This window comes from Streptomyces sp. NPDC004561 (assembly GCF_053602155.1).
In genome coordinates this window covers 1-4,469 of record NZ_JBSGDB010000620.1, presented here as the reverse complement: position 1 = coordinate 4,469, position 4,469 = coordinate 1, and the positions used below count along the sequence as shown (strand labels likewise).

General features: G+C 75.3%; 3 protein-coding genes and 1 pseudogene. 1 reads left to right on the top strand and 3 read right to left on the bottom strand.

Annotated elements, in window-relative coordinates; genetic code table 11:
* Positions 1–70: 70 nt before the first annotated feature.
* From ACWEN3_RS42155 to ACWEN3_RS42145, 3 genes and pseudogenes are all read right to left on the bottom strand, one after another.
* Positions 71–559 (bottom strand): hypothetical protein, encoded by a 489-nt coding sequence (locus ACWEN3_RS42155; protein WP_452982748.1) that lies wholly within the window; start codon positions 557–559, stop codon positions 71–73.
* Positions 559–1,221, bottom strand: coding sequence for an RNA polymerase sigma factor (locus ACWEN3_RS42150; protein WP_452982745.1), 663 nt, complete (start codon positions 1,219–1,221; stop codon positions 559–561). The genes ACWEN3_RS42155 and ACWEN3_RS42150 overlap by 1 nt, the downstream gene beginning before the upstream one ends.
* A gap of 1,032 nt (positions 1,222–2,253) precedes the next feature.
* Positions 2,254–2,776: pseudogene (locus ACWEN3_RS42145) on the bottom strand (FHA domain-containing protein); the annotation flags it as partial.
* A gap of 364 nt (positions 2,777–3,140) precedes the next feature.
* Between ACWEN3_RS42145 and ACWEN3_RS42140 the strand changes: the two are divergent.
* Positions 3,141–4,469, top strand: a 1,329-nt coding sequence (locus ACWEN3_RS42140; protein WP_452982742.1) for a protein kinase domain-containing protein, incomplete at its 3' end; no start/stop codon positions are given.

Here is a 4,469-nt window from a genome sequence, read left to right as displayed (position 1 = left end):
TGTCCGAGGCGATCCGCTGGGCTCGCGCGGTAGGGCTGCCGGCCGTGCCGCGCTCCGGGCTGGGACACAACTACGCCGGGTATTCGACCACCAGGTCGTCGCCGAACGGTGCGGGCAGCACCCCGGTGCCGGCGGCCATGGCGACCCCGCCGAGGGTGCCCACGGCCATCACCGCGGCGAGCGCGAGGCGCACCGGGCGGCCCCAACGGGGGCGGCGGGCCGGCATTCCGGTACGGGACGGGGCCCCGATGCGGACCAGGCCCACGTCGGATCCGTGCGCGCCGGCACCGGAGCGCCCGCCGGGGGCGTCCTCCGCGAGGGCGGCGGCGGTGCGCTCGGCCTCGGCGGTCTCGCGGGCCTGGCGGAACGCGGCCAGAGCGGCCTGTTCGCCGGGGAGTTCACCGGTGGCGGAGGCCGCCTCCCCGGACAGCGCGCCGAGCGCCTTGGACAGACGTTCGACCTGGTCACGAGCGGAGGCGTCGACGGCTTCCAGCGACTCACCGCGCAGTAGACGTTCCGCCGTCTCACGGTTCAGCCACTTGTACTGCTCGTCGGCCATCACATGTCCTTCTGCGTCCGCGCGCGCGTATGCGTCACAGTCGCGGACGTCACCGCGCCGTGCCGCGGTTCTCGCTGAGGTGGGAGCGCGTCGAGCACACCGGCCGATTCCGGATCGTCGCCGAGCAGCTCCGCGAGCCGCTTCAGACCGCGGTGCGCGGCGGTGCGTACGGCGCCCGCGCGTTTGCCGAGCGCCTCGGCCGCGGTCTTGGCGTCGAGGCCGACCACCACGCGCAGGACGACCGCCTCGGCCTGGTCCTGCGGGAGCCGCGCGATGAGGGAGAGGGCGCTGTCGGTGGCGAGCGCCTCGATGGCCTCGCCGGCGGTGTCGCACTCGGCGGCCCGGCCGGTCAGCTCGGTCTCGTCGCCGCCGATCGCGGGGCGGCGGCCGCGCATGCGTATGTGGTCGAGGGCCCGGTTGCGGGCGATCCGGGCGGCCCAGCCGCGAAAGCGGTCGGCGTCACCGCTGAACCGGTCGAGGTCCCGGGCTATCTGCAGCCAGGCCTCGGAGGCCACGTCCTCGGCATCCGGATCGCCGACCAGCGTGCGTACGTACCCGAGCAACCGCGGTTGCACCGCGCGGTACACCGCACGGAAAGCGGTCTCGTCTCCGTCCTGTGCCGCACACACCGCGGCGGTCAGCTCCGCGTCGTCCCCCAGCACCGCACTCCCTTTAACGCCAGTCTTCGGTCGGCGCGAATGGCACGTTACGGCGTGAAACCGCTCCTCGTCCATGTCTGTAGAAGATGCAACTAACTCGTGACCGGGTTCGGATGTGCGCAGGGTGAGCGCCGGGTGAGGACCGAGCGCGGCCGGGGTGTGACAGAAAACGCACTCACGGCGCTGAAGAGAGTACGGGCCGCCGCGCGGCCCGTACGCGCGACGGCCGGGGCCTCTCCTGTGGGGGGTGGCGGCCCCGGCCGTTGCCATGTCGGCCCCGCACGGGGCATTCCGACCGGGAGCGACCCGGTCCCCTCGACGAACCGGACCGGACTCCTCGGCGACTCGGACCAGGCTCCGCCCCGGCCTACGACGGGGCTGCTCCACGGCCCGGACCAGGCCCTTTCCCGGCCCCGACCAGGCTCCGTCGCGACTTCGGACGGGGCTCCTTCACAGGTCGGGCCGGACTCCACCGCGGCTCACCACGGACGCCCCCGCCACCCGGAGGCGACGCCGTCGCGGCCCGTACCGGTGTCCGGCCGGACGGGCCGGGCCTTCGCCGGGCCGGGCCCCTTCGCCGCGCCGGACCACGCCCCCGTGCCGGGCCGGACCGGCATCCGGCGCCCGGCCGGACCCCGCCGGCCTCGCCCTCTTACCGCGCCCGGCTCACTTCTTACCGTCGCCCGGCTTCGGGTTCGCGGCGGTCGGCCTGGAATCGGTGCCGTTCCGGCCGGATTTGTGGCCGTGTCGGGTGACGCCGTGCTTCGCCTCCTGGGCGGCGCAGTAGGCCGCGACCTCGTCCGTGCCGCCCGCCGCGGTGACGAGCCGCTGCCAGGCCCTCGCGTCCAGGGCATGGCCCCGGACGCCCACCTTCGCGAAGGCACGGCAGTGGGCCAGGGTGTCCCGGGCGGTGGCCGGGTGCGCGGGACGGGCGGAAGGAGCGGTGGATCCGGTGCCGGTGGGCCCGGCGGACGGCTGGACGGCCGCCCGGTGCGGCGCGCTCACGGACGGGTGCGCCGGCCGCGAGGTGGGCCGCGTCGAGCGTCGTACCGTTCGTGGACCCGAGGTCGGCGACGGAGACGCGGCCGTCCGCGGCGACCGTGACCGCGCAGTGCAGGCGGGAGACGTCGGGGTCGTCCAGCGGTACGTCGGCCTCGTCGGAGCGGCCGATGGTGATGCGGCCGCCGTGCAGCAGATGCACCCCGCCCGCGTCCGGGCCCGCGACCACGTGCAGCTGGGTCGGCGCGTCGTCCAGCTCGGGATGGGGTTCGGCGGCCGCGGGGGCGCCCAGGGACAGCACGGCGCCGTCGACCAGCGGGGGTTCGCCGAGCGTGGAGCGGCGCAGGTCCAGCCGGTCGGTGCCCGCGTACAGCACGACGGCCGCGCCGCCGGTGTCCCGGCCGGTGCCGCCGTCCCCGGTGACCGCCCCGGCCAGCGCCGAGGCGACCGCGCCGAGTTCCGTGCCCGCGGGCGCCGTGACCAGCACGTCGCGGCTCGCGGCGCGGCCCCGCTGCGGGGACGGGCCCAGCGGGTCTACGACGGTCAGCCGGATCTGCATCGGCGTCAGCGGTCCCTTCTGCGCGGGTCTGCGCGGGCGCGGACTTCCCCCCACCCCACACGAGCACGTCGGCCAGTACTGGGAGGCATCCTCGCACCTGCCACCGACAGCGCGCCCGGCACCCGGTGAGAAGTGATCTTGATTGGTCGGCTCTGCCCCCAAAAGTGCCTGACCAGGAACACGCGGGCGATCACTTGAGATCGGTCACGTCCGCCTCCCGGCAACCGGCAGTCAAAGACGCGCGTCTTTCCTTCGAACATGCTCGGGAACGCATACGTAGTGCTCCGAAGGGCGGCACTACAGTGGTTGGGGACAACCGGAATGCAGCGAAGCAAGCATCAGCAAGCAGCAGGGAGCGCGTGACGTGCGGCCAGTCGGCAGCAAGTACCTGCTTGAGGAGCCGCTCGGACGCGGCGCCACAGGCACCGTCTGGCGTGCCCGCCAGCGCGAGACCGCGGGCGCCGAGGCGGCCGTGCCCGGCCAGCCCGGCGAGACGGTCGCCATCAAGGTCCTGAAGGAGGAGCTGGCGAGCGACCCGGACATCGTGATGCGCTTCCTGCGGGAGCGCTCGGTCCTGCTCCGGCTCACCCACCCGAACGTCGTCCGGGTCCGCGACCTGGTCGTCGAGGGCGATCTGCTGGCCCTGGTCATGGACCTCGTCGACGGCCCCGACCTGCACCGCTACCTGCGCGAGAACGGCCCGCTCACACCGGTCGCCGCCGCGCTGATGACGGCCCAGATCGCCGACGCGCTCGCCGCGAGCCACGCCGACGGCGTGGTCCACCGCGACCTGAAGCCCGCCAACGTGCTGCTCATGCAGCACGAGGGCCGGATGTACCCCAAGCTGACCGACTTCGGCATCGCGCGCCTCGCCGACTCCCCGGGCCTGACCCGCACGCAGGAGTTCGTCGGCACGCCCGCGTACGTCGCGCCGGAGTCCGCCGAGGGCCGCCCGCAGACCTCCGCCGTCGACATCTACGGCGCCGGCATCCTGCTGTACGAGCTGGTCACCGGCCACCCGCCGTTCTCCGGCGGCACCGCCCTCGAGGTGCTGCACCAGCACCTGAGCGCCGAGCCGCGCCGCCCCTCCACCGTCCCGGACCCGCTGTGGACGGTCATAGAGCGCTGCCTGCGCAAGAACCCCGCCGAGCGCCCCAGCGCCGAGAACCTCGCGCGCGGCCTGCGGGTCGTCGCCGAGGGCGTCGGCGTGCACGCGAACGCCGCCCAGATCGCCGCCGCCGAGGGCGTCGGCGCGCTGCTCGCGCCCGACCCGGCCCCGGCCGCCGTCCCGGGCGCGCCCGGCGCCGCGGATCCCACCCAGGTGCTGCCCACGAACGCGCCGCAGGGGGCGTACGACCCGAACGGCGCCACCAGCGTGCTGCCGCACACCGGCCCCGTCGGCGCCGCCGACCCCACCGCCGTGCTGCCGCACACCGGCGCCGCCGACCCGACGGCGGTGCTGCCGAACACGGGCCCGCAGGGACCGCAGCCCGACCAGCCGCACCCCTGGCAGAACCAGCTGCGCGCCGCCCGCGACCGCAACGAGCAGACGCAGGTCCAGTACCTCGCCCCGGAGGACGACCCGCTGCGCCACCGGCCCCAGCGCCAGGTGGCCCGACCCCAGCACCAGCCGCGCCAGGCCCCGCAGGGCCGCCCCCAGCAGGCGCAGCCGCGCGGCCGGCAGCAGGGGTAC

Coding starts and splice junctions, on each gene's coding strand:
- ACWEN3_RS42155 (WP_452982748.1), bottom strand. CDS start 559: ATGGCCGACGAGCAGTACAAGTGGCTGAACCGTGAGACGGCGGAACGT.